This is a genomic window from Paraburkholderia jirisanensis (assembly GCF_054782355.1).
Map to the genome: position 1 here is coordinate 1 of NZ_BAAGSQ010000003.1, position 19827 is coordinate 19827.

Here is a 19827-nt window from a genome sequence, read left to right on the forward strand (position 1 = left end):
ATCGTGCACTCCGATCGCGGTGCGCACTATCGCTGGCCAGGCTGGATCTCCCGCATCGCCCGTGCAAAGCTGATTCGCTCGATGTCACGCAAGGGATACTCACCAGAATGCGGCGTGCGAGGGTTTCTTCGGTCGGTTGAAGAGCGAGCTGTTCTATCCGAGGAATTGGCAATCGACGACGATTGAGCAGTTCATCGGTGCGCTGGACGCCTATATCCGGTGGTACAACGAAAAGCGGATCAAAATCTCGCTGGGCGCACTCAGCCCAGTCGAGTACCGGAAAAGTCTGGGAATCATTGCTTAACCAGTCCAGGATTTTATCCGCATCCCCCCCGGGTCACGGTTCCGTGCAAATCAACAATAGGGAGGCGCCTTGCTCCATGCGCGTTTCCGGTGGTTGTTCGATAGTCCTCCGCGCATATTCCAGACAAGCCGGCAACGACTATCTGCGGTGGTAGCCATCGCGTCTATCATCAGAAATGGTAAGAGATAGCGGCGCGTCGGACTTGCAGCGCAATGGCATGAAGCTCGAATTCGAAAGCATTTGACTGCTCTTGCGTCTGGAGCATGATCACTTCGTCCGTGCCACGTCGGCATCAGGCGGTCACCCCGCTGACGACCGAACAGGTGTCCTGTTGCCGAAGAACAGCGACATTGAGGCAATGCTCAACTATCCGTAACGTTCATACTACGTCGCTGAACGCCGTCCGTCGACCTTCCCCGTGCACAATCGTCTTCGCCGGCGTGCCCATTGCTCGAAGGCCACCCTCGATGCAAAGATGACTCGGACTGCTGCCGCCGAACCGCGACGCGTGGGGGGCACCGTGACTACTCCTCCGAAGTGCAACGCAAGCGCGAGCTTTGGACGGTGGCTAACGCATCTATAAATCAATAGAAAAATTTCATCTCAGTATGATGACCCGTTGATGCGCGCCAGTCACAAATAGACCTTCGAGCCTTGACGCACCTAGCACCTCGATCGCCCACCACAATTAATTGAAAATCAACCAAAAGGGCCGATGTTAAATCTCGCACACCAATAAAGAGAAGAAAAACATATATCTAATTGAGCCTCGATAAGGACCATTTTCGTAATCTGCGTGTCTAGTGTTGAGAATCGATGATGCTGACGGCTAATTGCCCATCGATTAGGCAGTCGCTATCCTGTGAGGTGACTCCCATCTCCTTTACGTTGTCGACCAAATGGCCGCTTTAGGTAGCTTTGTCCGAGATCGCCGAAACGAGCTCGGCCTCACGCAGGCTGCGCTCGCGACGCGAATCGGCGTCGATGACACATATGTCAGCGCTGTGGAAACCGGGCGCAGGACGCCCGATGGCTCGCCCTTCCTGGGAATTTTGGGGCGGGCCTTGGAACTAGAAGGGGATCAGCTTCGCGAACTATTCATGGTGGCGCGTCGGTCACAGCGATTTTTCCGCTTGCCCGAGAAGCTTTCGGCGCGCAAGCACGCCGTATTCATGGCAATTGCGGATGATCTTCCGCAACTCAGTGAAGAGGATATTGAGATTATCGCAAGCGTTCATTCGGCGTTAGTCCAGAACCGAAAGTCTTATGCCGGGAACGTCTCAAAGAGAACCGAAGGAGGAACCATGTAAACCAAAAAACGCCGCAACCCCAAAGGGAGTGCAGCGCTCTCTGGTCGGGACCTGTGCAGATCCGCGAATGGCCAATTCGAGTCTGCTCTGTCCCGACCTCAGAGTCAAGCCCTTCCGTTTCCCATCGATTCGCTGCCGCTCGTGACTTGACCATCCCGTGTCAAGTCACGAGACCACGCTCGTCCATTGGGGCGAAAACTCGTCAACAAATTATTGATGAGTGGGCAGCGCTATGCCGAAAGGAGGCATCTTGATGAAGTCGCAGACGCCGTTCAGCAGCCTCGTTTTAGTAACTCCCGCGAAGCATCCCTCGCCACGCAAGCCGCGCAACATCGTTACCGTCTCAGGACGAGGCGCGCGGGGATATCTCCCTATCCGGAAAGCAACCATGGCCGCGTTCGAAAGCCTTGTGGAACAAATGGCCTTCTACGTTCTGGAAGTCGCTCCGTCTGTCAAATCAATCGCAACTCAGCCACGAGTGTTCGAATACACGGACGGTACGCGCCGTCGACGCTATACGCCCGACGTAGAAATCGAGGTGGAGAACGGTGCTACAAAAGAGACTGCGCTTCTCGAGGTCAAGGATGACGATAACTTCACTCCGAACTCGGAAGCTGCTGCGCGACTACGGGCGGCGCTACCGTATCTGCGCCAGCGCGGTGAGCGATTACACATCGTTCTCCGGTCCGATCTGATTACAAACGCACTCGACCAACAGCTTGCACGGCTACTCCGGCAGCGCCCACGTCGCATCAAATTCCGCACAGATATAGATCCAACTCTCTGGGATCCGGAGATGGGCACGCTTCCTTCACCCGAGATACAGCAGCAATGGGAAGACGCGAAGCGTCAATGTGATGACCTGCTTCGCCGGATCATGAACCGCGATCCGGACGATCTTTTATCGGTTTGCACCCGCTAATAGGAATATCTGACATGGCCAACTTCATTAAGGATCAAATCATTTTCCGCGGCGACGGAAGATATCGACTCGTTCGCGTACAGGATGACATTGCTTATCTGGAGAACACCGTTACAGGTGAACTTTCAAACCACAATGAAGAGGACTTGCTGGAAGAGTACTTGCGCGGATATCTCCGCACAATCGACAGTAAGCAGTACCAGCGACCGCCGGGCTCTCACGTAGTCAAGGACGCGCTCGAGGCCGCAACGTCATCGGTCAAGCAAGGAAACTTCGAGACACGCCGGCGAGTGAACTATCTAATGATGCTCGAAGACCTAGGTGCATTCGACGGTTCTCGATATGCTCTGCGCCGGGCGATTCAAAGCGTAGCGACAAAACTGAATGAAATTAAACCCCCTCATGAAACTACTGTATATCGCTGGCGCAGGCGGTACCGGATCGCAAAATTTGATATCCGCGCATTGCTGGATGAGACCTATCGGAAGGGAGGAAAAGGAGGGTCACGACTGGACCCCGTGGTTGAAGGCATTGTCCAGGAGAAAATCGATACAGCATTTTTCAACAGTAAGCGCGGAACGGCCGAGGAGGTCTATAACGCTGTATTCCTCGAAATCCAGCGATTAAACACGCTTCGCATAGAGTCCGAATGGCTCAAAGTACCCGGGCTTCGAACCATCCAGAGGCGAATCCGGGGCATAGACGCATTCGAACACGCAGTTGCCCGCTATGGTGAACGTGAAGCGCGGCGCCGGTTCGGCGACCAGTTTTGCGCGCGCAAAGTGACCAGAATCCTCGAGATCGTTGAAATCGACCATACGCCGATGGACGTGATGTACACGGACGCCGATGGCAGAGTGATTGATCGACCAACGATCACGGTCGTGCTTGACCGATTCTCGCGATGTGTACTTGGATTCTGTATCAGTTCGGCGGGTCACGGCGTTCACGCCGTGTTCGAGGCGTTGCGGCACTCAATGATGCCAAAGAGCTATCTGAGAGAACGGTTCCCTGAACTGCATCTCGAATGGCCTTGCCACGGCTGGCCTGAACGCCTGCTCATGGACAATGGGCGTGAATTTCATGCACATGCCGTCGTTGATGCTCTGACGAACCTTGGTGTGATCTGCGAATATGCGGCGTCACGTGATCCGAACGATAAGCCATTTGTTGAGCGCTTTCTCAGGACTTTCAACTACTCGTTCATACACAAACTTCCAGGAACGACCTTAGCCAAGGTTCACCAACGAATTGGTTTTAAAGCGGAAGATGAAGCCTGCATCACATTCGAGCAACTCAATGAGATGGTCCACATCTGGATCATATCCGTGTACCACTTACGGCCGCATAAAGGTCTTCAGGGGCGCGCACCAATCGATGTGTGGAAAGAAAGTGCGGCCGCTTTTCCGCCTCTCCTGAAATGCAACGCTGATGATCTCAGCATTGAATTCGGTGGATTTGCCGAATGCGCGGTACAGCGTTACGGCATCGACTTCAATACCTTTCGGTATGCATCGCCCGAGCTACTCGCCTTGGGTCGGATGCTGCCGGTCAAAACGAAGGTGCAAATCAAAGCTCCGTACGACAACGCCGGTTTAATCTGGGTGTGGGACCTGTTCGACAACAAATACATCCGCGCATATAACACCGATGAACAGTACAACAACTTGACGGTAGAGCAAGCGAAGGCTCTGAAGCGCGGCTACGCGACTTCCGATTCCCATCAGCGGACCCGGGCAAATGGCGAGGAATGGATTCGCGAAAGCGCCAAGGAGTCGATGCAGTCGAAGGATCTAGCAACGCGTAAAAGAGGGGCTCGTCAGGCACATACAACATCGAAATCGATCAATCGCCCCAAAGCTGCCAGACCGGAACCTCGGATCGCTAACCAGCCTCACTCATTCACTTATGATTCTGATGGACTTTCGGATTTCGAAGTTGAATCTATCAATGCCGAGGTGGATCATGACGATCAATAATGGCAGCGTTGAGATTGTTAAGGATATCCGATCAACCTTCATAAAATTCCCGCACATTGTGCGGATCCAAGCTGCACTAGATCGCCTATATCACTATCGATGTGAAAATGAAGAGGCAGAACACATGATCTTGCTAGGTGAGTCCGGGGTCGGGAAATCAACGTTGGTTAGGAGATATGTCCATAAGTATCCCAGGGTCGAACACGATGAGTTTACCGAAGTTCCGGTGCCTTATGTGCGCCTCAGTCCGTCGCCAACCCGAAGAGCCCTTGCCCAGACATTTTTGCGTGCCCTCGGAGATCAATTCTGGCGCAGGGGCAGCGAGCCCGAGTTGACCGAGCGACTCATCGGTTTGTTGAGGACATGTTGCGCTCGACTCGTGATCGTAGACGAGGCTAACCACTTGATCGATGGTGCAGGCGAGAAAACCTTGCATGCCGCGGCCGACTGGCTCAAGTGCGTAATCGACGACTCGCGGGTTTCTTTCGTCTTCGTAGGTATACCCCGAGTCAGACGCTTGCTCGCAACCAACGATCAGTTGCGAGGGAGATTGCGGGAGGTCGTCCAAATCGACCGGTTTTCGGTCGCAAACCAATCCGCGGAACGTGAGTTCCGTAGCGCCCTCAAGCACTTCAAAAGTTGTATGAGAGATCTTCCGACTATAGATATCTCTGGTGCCGCGATCGCGCGGTTGTTCGCCTTCGCCACCGATGGACGATTGCGCGAGATCCGTAAGCTTCTTGTGCGAGCGGTCGAGTTGGCTTATGAGACACCTGATCCCAGACTGACAGATATGGTTTTGGCCGAGGCGTTCCGGACCGTGATTTACGCAGGCGCGCCAAATAGCCGGAATCCGTTTCACAGGACATTCGATATGATGCCTCTCGTGAAGAGCGACGAGCCGTTCGCACCGGTGGAGCGTTGACATGGACTTCCAATGCAAAGCCGTTCAACCACTCTGTCGTCCGGTGATGCTCCCCGACGAGTGGGCCGAGACTTATCTTTTCCGTGTTGCACGCGCGAATGGTATTCGACGCCCTCGGCTGAAAGATGCTGACTACCTTCGCCAGACGCTCGTGACTACCGCTCGCAGCAAGCCTGACGGCTATCCACTATGGGGTGACATTACGTTACCCCGATGGGGCGTAGTCACCCGTGTTAACAGCATCCGGTACTGCCCCGCGTGCATGGTCGAATCGAGGCATATCCGATCGAGGTGGCGCCTCAAAATATTCGAGGTTTGTACCATTCACTATATCCGCCTGAAAGACGACCTGGCTGAACCTGTGATGACGAGGGGTTACGGCAAGTCTGGGAAACACTTCGTCACCGAGGTGACGGACGAACAGATGTGGGAAGGTGCAGTCTGTCCGATGCCCAGTGAGCGACGGTATGTTGAGCGCCTGTGGTCGGGGTTTGAACGTTCGATCATTGAAGACGACGTGCGAGGCGCTATCGAAACGCTGCCGTTTATCCTGGTTCTTGATGCACTTTTTGACGCCATCGCAGCTTGGGGAGGCGGCCGGAGATGTCTGCAATTCGGAATATTACGGTCAGCGGACTTTGCCGAACTTGTTGAGCAATTCGAGTATCCGGTGACGCCGGATTTTGGCGGAATATGCTCGCTCATGAAGCTGATCGCGGCACCGAGGCATCGTTGGGCAGCGCTCGCGCGATTACGTCGAATGCTGATAGACGAAGCGAACAGGCCTACATGTTTGTCCAGTCTGCCCATTGCCGAATTTCGAATGATGCTACTGAATAATGGTCGGAAAGAGGTTGGCAGGTGGCCGCCAGGCATGGCACATCGACATCAAGCATGGTCCGAAGATTATACGAGTTTCAAGAATGCGAGGTTGCTCGTCGGATGCACCTCGGACTGTTTAAGTCATCTCGTCCGTAATGAGTTTCTTCCGGGTATGAAAGCGTTGTCGCCTGGGCAGAGGCGGCGCGCCGACCTTCCCCTCCGTTCAGTAGAGGCGTGCCGTAGATGGTATGCGTCACACGCAACCCACGAGAACGCGATGAAAGAGCTTCATATCAGTCGACGTGCCTATTTCGTCCTTGTTCGCGCAGGGATGCTTCGTCCCGTGGAGGTCGGCGTCCGTCAGTTCGTTCCGAGGGACCTTTTGGCTGATCTGTGTCGACGGATGGAGGATGTGTCGCGGCCATACCCTACTGCGGCTACTCACCTATATCCGTTGTTCGGGACATTGATCGCTGCGGCCAGTAACGGGGGGGCGGTTTCAATAAAATTGCTGAATGAAGCGTTCGCCGGCAAGTTCCCGATTTACCGACAAATCGAAGCCCCCGGCTTGGCGGCGTTTTTTGTCGACGAGACCGCGCTGGAGCGTGTGCGCATTCTCAAGAGGTTTTACGCGGCAAGGCGCAGACATAAGGCGAACTTAACTCGTCAGATTGCGTTAGCGTTGTGACTTACAAGCCCGTCCAATGTGTCGATTGGCGCTCCGAGGGAACGGCCCTGTTCGCGGGGCAGTTCCTCGCTCGCCCTTCGGCTCGCTCGGATGAAAGCTTTCTAGGCTTTCGCCTGCGGATAGCCAACGCTAACGGGCTGTCCAACCCCAACTGGCTTGAGTGCATCGACAGAAACTTGCCGAAGACACATGGCATTGCCCGATGGTGCCCACATTGCCTTGCGGCGCCGGATCGCTACTGGCGGGAGGAATGGTACAGCGGTTGGGCTGCCTGCTTCACTCATTGTTGCTGGCTTGCCTCTGCATGCGGCAATTGCAGGCGAACGTTACGCTGGAAGCAGGTACGCTTTGTAACGTGTACGTGTGGCGCATCGTTGCATGATATGAGTGTTGACAACTTTTCGCCTGACCTTTTGTGGCTGATTGGCGAAAAAATGGATTTGAATGTTGACTTGCTATCGGTTGGGGACCGCTGGAACCTCGCGCGCTTCATTGGGGCACTGGATCGTTTCGGCCTTCAGGGCAAGCCATTGAAGAAGGCGACACGTCAGACGGAACATGTCGAACAGTTGCTGGTGACCGCCGGTGCATCGCTGATCGCTGATCAGTCAGCCTGTTTCAAATTGCTTGATCGCCTTCGTACTCCCCAGATTGGCGTAAACAACGTCCCCTTGCTGTCGGAAGTCTTCCCGCGACTGCCCACTATGTTGCGCAAGCAGTTGAATCAGGCCGAACGCGGCTGGATGCTTGACTTGCTGAGTACGTACACCAGGTGTTCTTCCCTTCGCGGATCCGCTCTGATATGGGAAAGAAAGGGTATTGCCGGATCGTTGGACGAAGGGATGTACAACGGCCGTAAGGCACGCAACGCTACCATTGCCACCATGCTAGAGCAGACGGACGTAGTTATACCCATCAGGCGAACACGATCCGGACGGCAAAAGTTCGTGATCAGTCGCGCGGAGTTGCATGCCCTTCGCGAAACACAGAGTTTGCTGGTTTCAGTGAAGACAGCGGCCCGATATGCCGGAATGTCAACTCGGCGTATGCAGGCACTGGCGAACGCAGGCCTGATTACCTCATCCAGGGCGCGAATTGAGATGAGGTCAGTCGATTCCCTGCTTGGCAAACTCGTGACGGCTTGTGACTGTGACGCGTCAGCGTTAGAAGATCGGGTTAGTTTAGCCGAGGCGTTGCGCCTTTACGTACCTGTTGAGGTATCAGCAGCATTCTTCGACCGGCTCATGAGCCGTTCCGTCCGCCTTGCCCGCGAGCCGGACGGTGCTCCGACGTTGCGCTATATGTTCGTCGACCGCAGCTCGGTGACGTCCGCTGTAGCCGTGCCGATCGCGGAGAGTTCACAGATATCTATTGTTGAGGCGGCTCGTCGGCTCGGAGTCAAGCAGGAGGTGATGTATCACCTGATCAACATAGGCCTGGTCAGGACTCGAACGGGAAAACTGCGGCGCCGAGCAGCTCGGGTCATTGATGTTGACGACCTTCAAGAATTCACGGATCAATTTGTGCCGTTGTTCGCGATGGCAAAGGTAATGGGGATTTCTGCGCGCAAAGCGCCTCGCTGGGCCCGGCAGCAAGGCATAGAGATCGTCACAGGACCATCGATCGATGGCGGACGGCAGTACTGGATTCGGAAGCCGGCCGGCGTGGAGATTTCCCGGAGCGTCGGAGACGATGTCTAAAGATCAACTTGCCCGGTGCAAGTAACGTTGCCCTGTCGTCAAGATGGCGTAAATCGGGCGATGTCGCTTACTGAGCCAAAAGGCATCGCTTTTGTTCGCTCGCGGGCCATCGAGGCGGATAATGCTCCTGAGCCTCCCCGTTGGCCGGCGTGTGTCGACGGTGAAGTCTGGCACTATGTGCGGCATGACAGTCGACCGACGCAGATCTGGCTCACATGCTGTTGCCACAATGATGCTGATAGAAGAGTCGCTAGCGTTAAATCGCATGTCGCGCCCTAACCATCTGTACGTAGCATGAGAAAACCCTATCAGGCGGTGCGCCGCTATCCGCGCAACATCACGGGCCGCGATTTCGTCGTCGGGGATGTGCACGGCTGCTTTTCCCGACTCGATACACGACTGGCCGAGCTCGGCTACGACCCGATCAATGATCGGCTGTTCAGTGTTGGCGACCTGATCGATAGGGGACCGGAGTCAGCCGCCGTACTCGAAGCGGTGCGCCGGCACCGAATCAAGGCGATCCTGGGTAACCATGAGGACATGCTGGTCCGCTGGTGTTTCGAAGATGCGCACGGTGCTGAAACCGTCATGATGAACGGCGGTGGTTGGTTCATGGATCTCGCTGATGGTAGCGGCCGGGCGCGGCCAATCGCCCGCTTCATGGCATCGCTGCCGTATGCGATCGAGATTGACACGGTCCACGGCCCTGTTGGTTTGCTGCATGCCGATGCGCCGCGCGAAAACGGGGTGAACTGGTCTCCGTGCTCGAGCGCGAAGATCGCCGTGGCCTCACTCGCAGGAAGGTGCTGTGGCAGCGCACTCGATGGATCGAGTCTGGCGAGCGCGAGAGTAAGCCGGTGCCGACGAGGCTTGCGGCGCTCTTTTGGAAGAACGGCCACGCATTCCACTGCACCGCTGACCGATCCGCATCGCTGCATTCAGGGAATAGCCGCCGTGATTGTCTGGCACACGCCTGTGCCGGAGCCGACCGTGCGAGGCAACGTTATCAACATCGACACCGGCGCAGTTTATAGGGGAGCATTGACGATTCTGAGTCTCTCGGCATTGCCGGAGTGGTTGACGCGCGGGGCGAATCAGGGGAAGACCGGTTGCCCTGGGGCTTTCCGCGCTGACGCCTAGTTACGGAGCCACATCGTGCGCGTCTTTGTCGACACGGAATTCACCGATTTCCTCGACTGCGATTTGATCAGCGTTGCGCTTGTGTCAGAGGATGGCCGCGAGTTCTATGGTGAACGCTCCGACTACGACGCGGCGAGTTGCAGCGCATTCGTGAGGGAGGCGGTCCTGCCCCAACTCGGCCGGGACCCTAGGTGCGTTTTTAGGCGCGACGCCCTGTGCGAAGCGCTACGCACGTGGCTCGATACATTCGAGCACGAAACCGAACGATGGCTGTGCTTCGACTACGGCGGGGACTGGGAGCTGCTGTGCGATCTGCTCGATGGGCCGCCGGCCGGCTGGCAAGCGGTCAATGTGGCCGGGTTGCTTGATCGTCACCGATCAGAAGACTATTACCGTATTCACGGCGGCAGGCACCACGCACTTGCTGATGCACACGCGAACCGCTACGCGATGGAGGATACCGATGCTACGGGTAACGGTTGAATTATTTCCGGACGGAGACGAAGCACTCGCGCGACCGATCGCGCAGCTCAGTATAGTGAACGATGACACCGGTACCGCATGGACCGGTCACTACGACGTGATGCTCACGTACTTCGAGCGTGACGGCGCGACCTTTACACGCACAGTCCGGCTTCAGAACTTCGATCGGGAGCGGCCCGCAATGGATCTTGTCGCCGCGGCGCTTTCGGTCGTCCACCCCGTACGTCGGGGTATGGCGATGTTTCCCCAATCCAAGCCTTTGGAGCCCAGATGATCACTGCCGGCTATACGGCGCGCCAGATAGTTTCCCCGCGCGCCTTTCCTCCCGTTCCGATCAGCAGCCATGCACCAGAGCCAGTAGCTAAACTATTTTTTCGACCACGTCTGTGTCACCAAACCTAACTGCCTCGCTGTGCTTGTTGGCAGGCGCAGGAGGACTGTTCCCACGGGCTGTCAATCATCGTCACCTCGGCCTGCGCACCTTCCAGTTCCAGTTAAACCACGTCCGCTTCTTCGAACGCCTCGGTGTGAAGGTGCCACGCTGGCAGTTTACCGTCCCTCTCCCGATACTTGACCAAAATCTTGGTGCTCGTGAACGTATCTCCGCGAACGTAGCGTCGTGAGTGTAGCTACCCAGATATCATCAACGCAAACCACAAACATATGTCCCATATTGACGCGTTCGCTCAAGCAAGCTGGGTGCGATACGGCGGCAGAAAGGGCGGTTCGTCGATCTCATGGTCGTCGATAGGAGGCAATGTGTGTAATTTTTCGCCGAGACGTGAAACGCTGCGCTGTTACGGCAGATCGTCGTTAATCTGAAAATCGCGCTGGCAATGACAGGTAAGCGCTTTTTACTTCGTGACGAGTTTGCAGTCCTTGTCCAGGTCGACAAGCAGCGGCATGGCCTTCGAGTAGTCCTCGGCTTTCCAGTATCTCAACAGCTTGGTAAATGGCTTTCCTGTGAGCATGTCCTGCGGCATACTGAAAACAAGCGCCTGCTGTAATTCGTCACTGCGAAAAATGATCCGGCGTTGCGTGTCGGTGGCATTGCCCGTGCACGCTGCCTCAGGCAGAAGGTCGATGTCAGTCGCGACGCGAGCAACCGATGCTAACACTGGTTGAGCATTGAACCCCAGCGCAGATGCGGAAGCACATGAAATACCTGCCGCGATTAGCATCATCAACATATTGAACACGGCGACCCATCCTCGGGCTCGCTTCAGCTCATTGTCCCTTCCTGGTTTACCAAAAAACCTGTCAAAGCCAAAATAAGCAACGAGTGTCAGTACTTCAACGATACATGTCATGGCGGCCATGGCGAGCGATATATGCCCGAATGCTCGAAGAAAAACACCTACGTTCGTAGCCGTTGGTAATTTTTGTGAAACCGCACCAAATATATGTGCGAGATCAGTTTGGGTGCGGGCGCGTCCGAACCATATTCCGATAAGCACCAGTAGTCCCCATAGCCACTGACATCCGGGGCAATTCACTATAGATGGGGCGGGCATGAAGCGACCAACAAAGTAGAGCGAAATCATCACGCCGGCGAACGTTATGCCAAAAAGCCAAGCGACCGAGGTTTCAATGTCAGCTGCGTGAAGCAGCACATAAGTTCCAAAAAATTGGAAAACGACGACGCTAGTTGCTGCGATCGTCAGCGAACCAGAGCTAGATCGATCGAATGCTTGTCTGAGAGTGTCCTCTGCTTTCTGTTTGGCGTTAACTGTCTCATACCATTGTGGAATGCACCAAAGCACGATCCATGAAGCGATGATAGGTAAGCTGACGACTAGTAGTGCTGCCGCAAATATCGATATTCCAGTCATAGTATTTCTAGGTGAGTCTTCGTTGTTTCCGTGGCGGATTCGGGTGCCATATACAGTCCGCGCTTACGTGCCCCCGCAGATCGAAGATCTGCTGACCGCGGACGCTAGACGTTTCCGCAATCGCCTGACCGGTCATGGCCGGTGTGGCAGCGCTGCAGGAGTGACGACGCCGGCGATGGCTAACTGCAAACCGTAACCACGCCTGATGTTATTAACCAGAGCACGCCGATGGAACTCGCCGCGCCAATTCCAATTGTGAAAAGTCGCATCATCGGCAGGTACGATTTCTAGCACCTAACAGCACAATCACAACGACATCCGTCTCGTTTTCCGATTTCAGCGCCGTCGCCCTATCCTTCGCCCGGCGGGGGCGAAGAGACGGACGGTAGTTGCCCGCTAACACGTCATCTGAACTCATGTCGCGCCGCTTTTCCTTTCCGCAACCACCACCAACGGTCTTCTGCGTTCTGAATACCCTTGGTTGCTTTTCGTATCCTGACTGAGACGTGGCCGAGGTATGTCCGTGCAGCTATTCGGAAAAAGCTCGGACCGAAATCTCAATGGCAGTGCCACTATGAACGACATCTAAGGCATGAGTAGTCGAAGTGTTAAACACGTTACCTTTGGACACCGGCTTTAACGTAGGAGTTTGAGCCAATGAAAAATCCCGCAAGCCTACTCGTGGACGGCGCTACGCTCATTGACGCGGCCAGCAATTTGGTGGCACAACTCGACAAGCATAGGGTCGGCGGTGTTATGTGCCTATGTATCGTCGCCCTGGTGGTCGTCGGAATAGTAGTCATTGCTTTGGCTCTACCCCTCTATGCCGCGCTGACCTCGCGCAACGAACACAGGGGAAAACGATCGCGCACACCCGCGGACGATTGTGGACAACTGTACAGATAATGAGTGGCTTTCACCCATCGGACGGGTCGAGATAACGCGCGACACATGCGTTATGGTGCGCTTAACAGTCGCGATTTACGGCAATATATCAAGAGCGAGCGTTAGCAGATCACGTTGATAGCTATAGCGTCGGGCGACAATATTCAGGAGAACTCCACCAAACGCTATGCCACCGGAAAATGCCAGCCCGTAGATGAATATGTCGTGGTGCAAGCCCTCCACAACGCTCTGAAATTCCTTAAATGCGGCCCATCCCATGCCTGCGAGAGCTATCATTGCGACCTTATCGGCTCCCCCGAGAAAAAAGCCTAGCTGCCCTTTAAGTCTCTCAATCTTCAACGCCAGGAATGTGTCAGTTCGTTCGATAAGCCGTTTATCGAATACACAAAGTTGCTGAGCATGCCTCAAGTCATGCTCGACTTCGAGTAACATTCGTCTGTATGCAGACTTTCGAAACCGGAGGGCAATGACGGCGCTTGGTAGTGTCTCTACAATTATCGACAGTAGCGCCAGCACCATGCACGCGATTCCTGTGCATATTGCTGCTGTCAGCCACCAGCCACGAAGCGGACCGACAAAACGCACCCATCCGGCGAACGAGGCAAGGACAATGAATAATGCGCCACCTGACCATAGTAGCCGTGATGCAATTCGGGCAACCAGACGATCGAATGCTGTAAGCATCGCTTCGGGCGCTAGAGGTTTCATTCTGTCGAGAACTTCCAGGATTTTGGCGAAATCGCCGTTGTTGATCTTCATTGGGGATTTTTGTCGTAAATGCTAATGCGATATCGGCAGTGAAAGGTCAAATCTGAAGTCTTGGCCGCAACAACGACCATTTACGACTGGCAGTCGGCAATGCGTGACAAACGCGTACCGGGGGACATCGAACCAGCGAACGACCGATTGTTGAAGGTTGCGCCGTGGAATCGTCGAAAGCTTTGTCGGCCGCCACCCACTAGCAGCGCATGGGAATTGCAGGTTCTGTATGCCTATCGCATGAGTGGCGATCGGTCCATGAGTGACTCCGTCGGCGGTTGCTTAGCAGCGTCCTGTCGGATGCGGTTGCGCGTGACAGCCGCGCGCTGGTCGTCGTCTCCAACTGCGTCACTGCTTTATCAGCTGATGGACGCCTTTCAGGTAGGAAGCAGATTACGTCGTTCAGTACGGTGACAGCTGCTTCAGACGCACGGGTTTCTGGACGAATGTCCGCGGCGTAGTCGTCCAGCGCCGATCGCTTGCATATGCTACATTTCCAATGTACGATTTTCGTACATTGAATGTCGATTTATTGGAGGCGGCGATGAGTGAGCTGGCAGATAGGATCAAGGCCGCATTAGAAGATTTTTGGGAGGAGCACGCGATTCCAGCAGAAGCCGGGGCCGCGACCACGGTCGATGAGCTCGTTGGCCCTGTCGAATCCATGATCGCCGTCGAGGTATTAGTGACTCTGGACAAGATTACGGGACTGAAGCTACCAAATTCCATCATCCAGGTTGGCGGTTACAAGACGAAAGATGAATTTGTGAACAAGCTTGGGGCGGCTGTACTGGCCTATGTGGCCAAGAAGTCGAAATCATGAGCCGGGCAGCTGGAGGCGCCGAGGAGCCAGACCGATTGCGATTGGGGCGGCGACTAAGGGAAGCGCGTGAGTACGTTGGCCTTTCGCAGGAAGAGGTGGCGTTCGCGCTTTCGATATCTCGTCCGGCGGTGGGGCACATTGAATCCGGAACGCGAAAGGTCGAGGCATTCGAATTGAATAAGCTAAGCGAGCTGTATGGCAGAACCGTGGACTATTTGCTGACGGGAAACGCTCCGTCCGGAGATACGCGCGTTGCCTTCCTTGCGCGCGCGACCAAGGGCATGTCTGACAGTGACATGGAGGAGCTTGCCCGTTTTGCGGCATTTCTGAAGAACTCGCCGAACGCCAAGAAGCGCACTCGATGAAGACCGACGACGACGCCCTGATGGCCGCAGCGCGCCGAGCGGCCGAAGTTCTCGAAGAATTCGAAGCCAAGAAACGCATCGATGCCGGCTACACGCGGATCGACGCTGAGCACATCGCATCAGCCTCGGACGTCGTTGTCATGTATCGGAAATTCGAGCTCTTGCTCGGCGGCTTTTTGCTGGAGGACGGAACACCAGGAATTATCGTCAATTGGGACCGTCCACGTGGCTTGGTGCACATGACTTGCGCTCACGAACTCGGCCACTTCGCGCTTGGGCACGAAAGTACCTCCGATACAACCGTTGACGTCTCCAAGAATGCAGCACTGGTTGAGCGCACTGCGAATCAGTTCGCGTACGCCTTGCTGGCCCCTTCCTGGCTGGTTGCGCAGACTATGCGTCGCCAGCGTTGGGGCCGCAACAGTCTTCGCAATCCGTCCGTCGTCTATCAGATGTCGTTGCGACTGGGCATGAGCTACAAGGCCATGGTGTGGTCACTCAATCGACTGGGCCACCTGACCGTATCGGAGGCACTCAAGATCGTTGACGTCCAGCCAATCGCGATTAAGCGCGACATAGTCGGAGGCATTGCTCTCAACAACTCTCGAAGCGACGTCTGGATGCTGACCGAGGCAGATCGAGATCGTATCCTGGAGCCTGGTCTGGGCGACCAAATGGTCTTCGACCTTCCTAACCACGCTGGCTCGGGATGTATCTGGTCCGCTGACGAAGCTCAGAGCGAAGGTTTCTTGCTTAAGCCATTCGTGCGCGATGCGCGCCGTGTGCCGCCGCGTCGCGATGCAGAGATAACCGTGGGCGGTGATGGTTCGACGCTTCGCTATGAATTGACGACCCCTTTCGCTTTGCCATCGCCTGGCGACACCGATGACATTGAGATCGTGTCAACGTTGAAGTCAAGAAAGAGAACGATTTCGCTCAACGAACGCACCGCGTGGAATCAGGAGCGAGCTGCTATCGACCAACTCAGTTTGTACGCTGAGTTCGAAAGGCTCGAAGACGGGTTGCCTCAGCCCGAACGTGATCGGCGATTGGCGAGGACGCGGCGCAACTGATGATCACGACTCAAATCGATTTCTCAGCCAGCTTGGGCATCGCTCGGGACCAAGGGCAGCGACCCACTTGCCTGGCCTTCGCTGGATCTGACCTCAATGCCGCGACCAAGGGAGTCGCACATCTGAGCGCTGAGTTCCTCTGCTATTACGCCGCGAAGCTGTCTGGAGACTGGCAGCCGGGCCACGGCTTCCAGATGGACCACATCCTTGGCGCGGTTTGCGCTCCGGGCCAGCCACTCGAGACGCTCTATCCGTATCAAAAGGACAGTCACCACACACCTCTCACCGAGCCGACGGGTGAGTTCGAGCTGTATGCCTCCCCATCAGCGCGTCGGCAAGACATGACGGCGGGAGAAGTGGTAAAGCACTTGACCAGCGGAAAACCCGTCGGCCTGGTCGTCCAAGTTTGCCAAGCACTCATGGCCCCTAAGGACGGCGTCATTGTTTTCGATCCTTTTGTCCTTCCAGATCAGTACCATGCCGTCATTGGCGTTGGAGTGGGCATCTGCTCCGACACCCGCGAAGGCCACGTGCTTTTGCGCAACTCTTGGGGTACATCGTGGGGCCGAGCCGGTCACGCATGGATGCCCATGGCGCTCCTTGAAATCCTCCTCATTGAAGGCTTCCTGATCTAACCATGGCTACGCTGTTCCACACTCACGAACGTATTGTCCCCACCTGGCTCGCCGCTGCACGCCATCTGAACGCGCAGCGAGGAAGGCATGCGAAGAACCTGCTGCTGGAGATCACGCATCCTCTGGATCTGACCGATGACGACCACGCAGTGATGGCTAGGGTCGATCAGGCGCTGGCCCACAAGAATCTGACCCTTCGGACCGTCGCTGGAACTATTTTTCCGATCGCGATGTACCAGCAGTACGGACGCCCGGGCTACTACGAGAAGTACAAGGAGATGCTTAAGCGTGGACAGCAGGCAAACACATGGGGTACTTACGCGCATCGGATGATTGAACGGCCGGGCAGAGAGCCCGGCACGACGATTAATCCTCTCGACTACCTGGTGAACAAGCTGGCCGCCGAAGGCCAGCCCCAGCGGAAGGATGGGAAGAAGGTCTCGTTCGTTGCAACGTATGAGTTGAGCGTGGCTGATCCCGAGGAAGACCTGCAGTCTCAGATTGACGCTGGCGGGGATGTGCCGACGTATGACCCGGCCTTCGATATGCGGGAGTGGCTGGGCCTTCCCTGCCTCTCCCATCTGAGCTTTAAACGTGTGCCTCGCGGCCACGGCCACGCTGTCGACCTGACTGCCATTTACCGTGCGCATCACTACTGCGCACGAGCACTAGGCAATCTGATCGGCTTGGGGCAGCTCCTGTCCTTCGTCGCGAAGGAGAGCGGTCTCGAGGTGGGTACGCTCAGTTGCTTGTCGACGCACGCAGAACTCGACGTCTCCAAATGGGGCGGCGTGGAAGCGACGAATTCCGTTTTGAACGCGTGACGCTTAGGCAGGCAAGCCCTCAAAACAGCGCAGCTTGAGATAAAGACTCAACCGGCTTCATTTCTTCGCCATAGATTCGCTGCATGCCTTGCCGAAACTCGGTGACGCCTCCGTAGCTGGGATGGCGGACACATTCCACTTCGACACCGAAAGTCGCCGCATATGCCGTGGCGTCTTGCCCGATACACACGATGCGTCGAATGCCTAGCCAAGTGATGAGCGTTTGGTTGAGATCGGTGACCTCGGACAGTTCGCGTGCAGCAAACCGCCTGTTAGTCATCGGATCGTCCGGATCGTGCGGATGGAACGGGAATACGTTCCAGAGCAGCGGCGGTCGCTCCAGGCGTGCAAGCACCGCCCATATCTCGGCTGCGGTACGTTCGGCAACCGATGGGCCTTTCGTGGCCTTGCTCGGCGCGAACCCTGGATAGTACGCTGCAAACATTGGCAGTCGCGCTTCATCCGTAAGCGCTAAGCCCGTGCGTCGGCCGCCTCGATACCCGAGGTCTCGGCCCATCCAGATCGTGTCAGTCCCAAGATTCTCGACGGCAGCGAGATAGTCGCGCAGATTCTTGCGTCTCATCGCAGGCGCATTGGCTCGATCGTGTACTTCGCAATGGTCGCGATAGGGGTTAAAGACATCGTGTAATTGGACGTCCGCTAGGGCGGCGACGAATGCGCGTGGAGTCATGATCTCGTCTCAGATTTGGGAGGCAAAGTGGCGCCGATCTCTCTTGGTCGGCGCGGCTTCGGCGGCAAGACAGGTTCAGGCGACACTTCAAGAGAAGTAAAGGTGATGGAATGTGCGTCCATGTCGACGGTGACAATGCCACTTCCGGTGTCGCGCAATTGTCGGAAAACCTTGAAGCCCTCAAGGATGGCCTGCTCCCACTGCCAAAGCGGGCAGGCCGCTACTTCGTAGCCTTCGACCATGTCATGCACCTGCTTGAGCAACCCGTACTCGAGCTTGCCGACCTCGGTGTTCTCATAGAAGTCGTGGTGATCGGCGTGATTGAAGATCCATGTCGCGATACCTTCTTCGATGATTGCGGCCCGGGCGCCGTCCTCATTCTCATCAAGCTTCGCGTCGCTTTTGCGCTTGAGTTTCAACAAGGCCCGGATGACCGGCGACCAACCGAGATGCGCGATGTAGGCAAGGTGAAATACATCGTGAAACCGGTAGCCGTCGGGCTCGGTGCGATTGTCCGTCAGGCGGTCACCGATGTTGACCCCTTGTATCTGCTGAATGACGTATGGTCGCTCATTGTCCTGGCCCTCGTTGTAAAAGCGCTCAATGAAGTGCACATGAAACTTGCGCTCGAATCGCTCGTGCGGAGGCGACGTACTGTCGAACGGTGCAGTGTACTGTGCGCCCTCCTGTCGCCAACGTGATTCAAATTTCTCAAGGTTGGCGCTGATCACGTCGGCAAACCGAAGGTCGAACATCCACGCTACGGTCACCAGATCGGCTAACAGTTTGGCGAGCAACTGCGACGGCGTCGAACTCACGAGATCAGGTGTGCTGGTGATGCTCATGAGCTGTCCGACGTGGCTACCGAGATCGGAAAGCTGTTTGGTGCGGTCAAGTGACGGAAGCTGCTCGTGACACATCGCGTAGACGCCATCGAACGGCATGAAAGTGAGTTGCCCCACTGATGGCGGGCTAGAGACGCTGAACCGTCGTTGCAATTCGACCAGTCCCGCGGCTCCGACCACGGGGAGTGTGTGCCCATACTCGACTGAGACCTCCGTCAAGTACCAGAAGCAGTCTCCGAGCTCTTCCTTGATGACCGCTTGCTGAGCCATTCCGAAGTCGCGGTACGACTTCTTCACTGCAGCGAGCAACCCACCCACCTCCCCGAAAAGGCCGAATCGCAGCTTACTCAGCGCGTCTGGCTTGCCCTTGAACTGATTGGCAGCATCCGCGCGAGCCTGATATGCCTGCAATGACATCGGCGGCTGACTGTTGCCTGCCTTTCCCGAATTCTTCATATTGTTGTCCCCCGCCCAACTTTGGTGTCACGACTGTGACGCAGCCTGTTCCTCTGATCTTAGCTCGTGTTTAAGGAGTTTTGCACACGTGATGATGGTCTGGCGATCGCCCATGCTTGCGCCCATGGTCAATGCGCGGTCACGTATGCTGACAGTCACGTCATAGTGCGGATAGGCAGACTTACCTTGGAACCAAGCTTGGCGAAGCCCCAATCGCTGAGCGAAAGCGTGCAGTTCTGGAAGGGTGTCAGCTACCAGATGGCACCAGAGCTTGCCGCGCCAAGGAATCAGCTCGTCATCAACGTAGACGGCCATGCTTGCATTCTCACAAAATAATTTGCATAA

19 protein-coding genes and 1 pseudogene are annotated in these 19827 nt (G+C 55.9%); 15 read left to right on the forward strand and 5 right to left on the reverse strand.

Features of this window, described 5'->3' with window-relative positions; genetic code table 11:
• From ACYVNQ_RS02060 to ACYVNQ_RS02105, 10 genes and pseudogenes are all read left to right on the forward strand, one after another.
• A pseudogene (locus ACYVNQ_RS02060) lies at positions 1 to 304 on the forward strand (transposase); the annotation flags it as partial.
• 899 nt (positions 305 to 1203) lie between these two features.
• Positions 1204 to 1614, forward strand: coding sequence for a helix-turn-helix domain-containing protein (locus ACYVNQ_RS02065; protein ID WP_460900496.1), 411 nt, complete (start codon positions 1204 to 1206; stop codon positions 1612 to 1614).
• A 253-nt stretch (positions 1615 to 1867) separates the two neighbouring features.
• Complete coding sequence (locus ACYVNQ_RS02070) at positions 1868 to 2536, forward strand: Tn7 transposase TnsA N-terminal domain-containing protein (protein WP_460900497.1); 669 nt, start codon at positions 1868 to 1870, stop codon at positions 2534 to 2536.
• 14 nt (positions 2537 to 2550) lie between these two features.
• A complete protein-coding gene (locus ACYVNQ_RS02075; RefSeq protein WP_460900498.1) occupies positions 2551 to 4515 on the forward strand; it encodes a Mu transposase C-terminal domain-containing protein in 1965 nt (654 codons plus the stop codon).
• Positions 4502 to 5440, forward strand: coding sequence for a TniB family NTP-binding protein (locus tag ACYVNQ_RS02080; RefSeq protein ID WP_460900499.1), 939 nt, complete (start codon positions 4502 to 4504; stop codon positions 5438 to 5440). The genes ACYVNQ_RS02075 and ACYVNQ_RS02080 overlap by 14 nt, the downstream gene beginning before the upstream one ends.
• Position 5441: 1 nt before the next feature.
• Complete coding sequence (locus ACYVNQ_RS02085) at positions 5442 to 6950, forward strand: TniQ family protein (protein WP_460900500.1); 1509 nt, start codon at positions 5442 to 5444, stop codon at positions 6948 to 6950.
• Positions 6951 to 7333: 383 nt separating this feature from the next.
• Entirely contained in the window at positions 7334 to 8650 is a 1317-nt protein-coding gene (locus tag ACYVNQ_RS02090) for a hypothetical protein (RefSeq protein ID WP_460900501.1), read from the forward strand.
• 294 nt (positions 8651 to 8944) lie between these two features.
• A complete protein-coding gene (locus tag ACYVNQ_RS02095) occupies positions 8945 to 9790 on the forward strand; it encodes a metallophosphoesterase (RefSeq protein ID WP_460900502.1) in 846 nt (281 codons plus the stop codon).
• A 15-nt stretch (positions 9791 to 9805) separates the two neighbouring features.
• The gene (locus ACYVNQ_RS02100) at positions 9806 to 10273 is read left to right on the forward strand and encodes a 3'-5' exonuclease family protein (RefSeq protein WP_460900503.1); all 468 of its coding nucleotides are present in this window, start codon (positions 9806 to 9808) and stop codon (positions 10271 to 10273) included.
• The gene (locus ACYVNQ_RS02105; protein WP_460900504.1) at positions 10254 to 10547 is read left to right on the forward strand and encodes a hypothetical protein; all 294 of its coding nucleotides are present in this window, start codon (positions 10254 to 10256) and stop codon (positions 10545 to 10547) included. The genes ACYVNQ_RS02100 and ACYVNQ_RS02105 overlap by 20 nt, the downstream gene beginning before the upstream one ends.
• 580 nt (positions 10548 to 11127) lie before the next feature.
• Here ACYVNQ_RS02105 and ACYVNQ_RS02110 read toward each other — a convergent pair.
• Both ACYVNQ_RS02110 and ACYVNQ_RS02115 read right to left on the reverse strand, forming a co-directional pair.
• Positions 11128 to 12105 carry a hypothetical protein gene (locus tag ACYVNQ_RS02110; protein WP_460900505.1) on the reverse strand — a complete coding sequence of 326 codons (978 nt, stop codon included), beginning with the start codon at positions 12103 to 12105 and terminating at the stop codon, positions 11128 to 11130.
• Positions 12106 to 13086: 981 nt separating this feature from the next.
• Positions 13087 to 13770, reverse strand: a complete 684-nt coding sequence (locus ACYVNQ_RS02115; RefSeq protein WP_460900506.1) for a hypothetical protein — start codon at positions 13768 to 13770, stop codon at positions 13087 to 13089.
• A gap of 544 nt (positions 13771 to 14314) precedes the next feature.
• Between ACYVNQ_RS02115 and ACYVNQ_RS02120 the strand changes: the two genes are divergently transcribed.
• Genes ACYVNQ_RS02120 through ACYVNQ_RS02140 form a run of 5 tightly spaced genes read left to right on the forward strand, consistent with a single transcriptional unit; the run spans position 14315 to position 17490 of the window.
• Positions 14315 to 14593: a hypothetical protein gene (locus tag ACYVNQ_RS02120; RefSeq protein WP_460900507.1), complete on the forward strand. Its 279-nt coding sequence runs from the start codon at positions 14315 to 14317 to the stop codon at positions 14591 to 14593.
• Positions 14590 to 14958, forward strand: a complete 369-nt coding sequence (locus ACYVNQ_RS02125) for a helix-turn-helix domain-containing protein (RefSeq protein ID WP_460900508.1) — start codon at positions 14590 to 14592, stop codon at positions 14956 to 14958. The genes ACYVNQ_RS02120 and ACYVNQ_RS02125 overlap by 4 nt, the downstream gene beginning before the upstream one ends.
• Entirely contained in the window at positions 14955 to 16031 is a 1077-nt protein-coding gene (locus tag ACYVNQ_RS02130; protein WP_460900509.1) for an ImmA/IrrE family metallo-endopeptidase, read from the forward strand. The genes ACYVNQ_RS02125 and ACYVNQ_RS02130 overlap by 4 nt, the downstream gene beginning before the upstream one ends.
• Positions 16031 to 16666: a C1 family peptidase gene (locus ACYVNQ_RS02135; RefSeq protein ID WP_460900511.1), complete on the forward strand. Its 636-nt coding sequence runs from the start codon at positions 16031 to 16033 to the stop codon at positions 16664 to 16666. Before ACYVNQ_RS02130 ends, ACYVNQ_RS02135 begins: the two co-directional genes overlap by 1 nt.
• A gap of 2 nt (positions 16667 to 16668) precedes the next feature.
• Positions 16669 to 17490, forward strand: a complete 822-nt coding sequence (locus ACYVNQ_RS02140) for a thymidylate synthase family protein (protein WP_460900512.1) — start codon at positions 16669 to 16671, stop codon at positions 17488 to 17490.
• A 19-nt stretch (positions 17491 to 17509) separates the two neighbouring features.
• Here the strand turns inward: ACYVNQ_RS02140 and ACYVNQ_RS02145 are convergent, their stop codons facing one another.
• Genes ACYVNQ_RS02145 through ACYVNQ_RS02155 form a run of 3 tightly spaced genes read right to left on the reverse strand, consistent with a single transcriptional unit; the run spans position 17510 to position 19797 of the window.
• Complete coding sequence (locus ACYVNQ_RS02145; RefSeq protein ID WP_460900513.1) at positions 17510 to 18181, reverse strand: uracil-DNA glycosylase; 672 nt, start codon at positions 18179 to 18181, stop codon at positions 17510 to 17512.
• Positions 18178 to 19482, reverse strand: coding sequence for a nucleoside triphosphate pyrophosphohydrolase family protein (locus tag ACYVNQ_RS02150; RefSeq protein WP_460900514.1), 1305 nt, complete (start codon positions 19480 to 19482; stop codon positions 18178 to 18180). The genes ACYVNQ_RS02145 and ACYVNQ_RS02150 overlap by 4 nt, the downstream gene beginning before the upstream one ends.
• A 27-nt stretch (positions 19483 to 19509) precedes the next feature.
• Complete coding sequence (locus ACYVNQ_RS02155; protein WP_460900515.1) at positions 19510 to 19797, reverse strand: DUF4031 domain-containing protein; 288 nt, start codon at positions 19795 to 19797, stop codon at positions 19510 to 19512.
• Between the last annotated feature and the right edge of the window lie 30 nt (positions 19798 to 19827).